This window comes from Coxiella endosymbiont of Ornithodoros amblus (assembly GCF_019425495.1).
GTDB lineage: Bacteria > Pseudomonadota > Gammaproteobacteria > Coxiellales > Coxiellaceae > Coxiella.
Genome location: NZ_VFIV01000093.1, coordinates 1 through 2,123, shown reverse-complemented (window position 1 = coordinate 2,123; position 2,123 = coordinate 1). Strand labels below are relative to the sequence as shown.

The following is a 2,123-nucleotide window of genomic DNA, read 5'->3' as shown; positions in this document are numbered from 1 at the left end:
GAAAATCTATACATAATCGTATCCTTAATGTTGTAAATATAATTGATTTCAGCATAATAGTGTGTCAGTTTGTAAAACGCCTAGTCATTATTCTTGCTGTTGGATAGGAACGGCTCGATAGTAAGGAAATGTTTCTACTCTTACTGCCTCGATCTGCTATAAGCATAATTGAGGATGACTAACGATTCATTAGAATAATTATTATTTAAGGGGATTTACAATGAGCGAATATGTCTATACCGCTTCCGACGAAAATTTTGAAACTGAAGTGCTGCAAGCCGATATCCCCATTCTTGTGGACTTTTGGGCAGAATGGTGCCAGCCTTGCAAGATGATTAGTCCGCTTGTTGAGGAGATCGCAAAGGAATACGACGGTCGCGTTAAGGTATTTAAACTCAATGTAGATGAAAATGCTCAAACCCCTATAAAATACGGTGTTAGAGGAATACCTAGTCTTTTAATATTTCGTAAGGGCGAAGTAGTTGATAGGAAAGTCGGTGCACTTAATAAATCGCAATTAGCAGCCTTTTTAGATGAGAGCTTGCATTTTTCTTCATAACTCACTAGAATTCTCATCAAATATCACGGGCCTATCGGCATAATCCCATCCTTTTTAAGTTTGCTCCTAACTATGAAATACCAGCTGGAGTATCGCATTATGAGCTGATGCTTGTTTGGGATGAACGGCATGTATTTTAATTTAAACAATCAATAAAGAGGTTTTACCATAACTTATGAATTTAACTGATCTTAAACAAAAATCGGTTCCAGAACTAATGCAAATTGCTCAGGAAATGAATCTGGAATACGTCTCTCGTACACGAAAACAAGACATTATATTTGCAGTATTAAAAGCACATGCTAAAAAAGGCGAAGATATTTTTGGCGATGGTGTCCTTGAAATTTTACAAGACGGTTTTGGATTTTTACGATCCGCAGACAGTTCTTATTTAGCCGGCCCCGATGATATTTATGTTTCCCCGAGTCAAATCCGGCGCTTTAATTTGCGAACAGGCGATACAGTTTCAGGAAAAATCCGCCCCCCTAAAGAAAGCGAACGCTACTTCGCTTTACTCCAAGTCAATGAAATCAACCTCGAAAAACCAGAAGCGTCAAAAGGCAAAATCTTATTTGAAAATCTTACACCGCTCTTTCCAAACGAGCACCTTAGAATGGAAACGGGCAATGGTAGTACGGAAGATATTACTGCTCGTATCATTGATTTGATTTCACCCATCGGAAAAGGTCAGCGGGGCCTTATCGTTTCACCGCCAAAAGCTGGTAAGACGATGATGTTACAGAATATCGCTCATTCAATTACGACAAATCATCCAGAATGTGTACTCATCGTATTGTTGATTGATGAGAGGCCTGAAGAAGTCACCGAAATGGATCGTTCAGTAAAAGGGGAAGTAGTAGCAAGTACGTTTGACGAGCCGGCCTCACGCCACGTTCAAGTGGCAGAGATGGTGATTGAAAAAGCGAAACGGCTAGTCGAACATAAAAAGGACGTTGTTATTTTATTGGATTCCATCACTCGTTTAGCACGCGCCTACAACACGGTAATTCCTGCTTCCGGAAAGGTATTGACGGGTGGTGTAGACGCTAATGCGTTGCAACGACCAAAGCGATTTTTTGGGGCGGCACGCAACGTGGAAGAAGGCGGCAGTTTAACAATTATAGCGACGGCGTTAATTGAAACCGGTTCTAAGATGGATGACGTCATTTACGAAGAATTTAAAGGAACGGGTAATATGGAAATTCATTTGGATCGCCGCATCGCAGAAAAACGAACTTTCCCTGCCATTAATATCAATCGTTCCGGCACTCGCCGTGAAGAATTAATGATGCCGCAAGACGTTTTACAAAAAGTTTGGATTTTACGTAAAATCTTACATCCCATGGATGAACTTGCTGCAAGCGAATTTTTAATCGATCGCTTAAAGTTAACAAAAACAAATAATGACTTTTTTGATTCAATGAAAGGTTAAATCAGGAAGTACCCCCTATGAGCGCAGCGAAATACGGGGGCGATAGACGAGATCATTATTTTCCCGTATTCTGCTTTGCTCCATACGTATAGGCCCTGGGTTGTTGTGTCAACAATCAGTTTTGACGAAAAG

General features: G+C 40.4%; 2 protein-coding genes. Both read left to right on the top strand.

Annotated features, from left to right (window positions below; genetic code table 11):
- Positions 1 to 220: 220 nt before the first annotated feature.
- Positions 221 to 559: a thioredoxin TrxA gene (gene trxA, locus FIV31_RS07505; RefSeq protein ID WP_280124341.1), complete on the top strand. Its 339-nt coding sequence runs from the start codon at positions 221 to 223 to the stop codon at positions 557 to 559.
- A gap of 175 nt (positions 560 to 734) precedes the next feature.
- Positions 735 to 1,991 carry a transcription termination factor Rho gene (gene rho / locus FIV31_RS07500; RefSeq protein WP_280124340.1) on the top strand — a complete coding sequence of 419 codons (1,257 nt, stop codon included), beginning with the start codon at positions 735 to 737 and terminating at the stop codon, positions 1,989 to 1,991.
- Positions 1,992 to 2,123 lie beyond the last annotated feature (132 nt).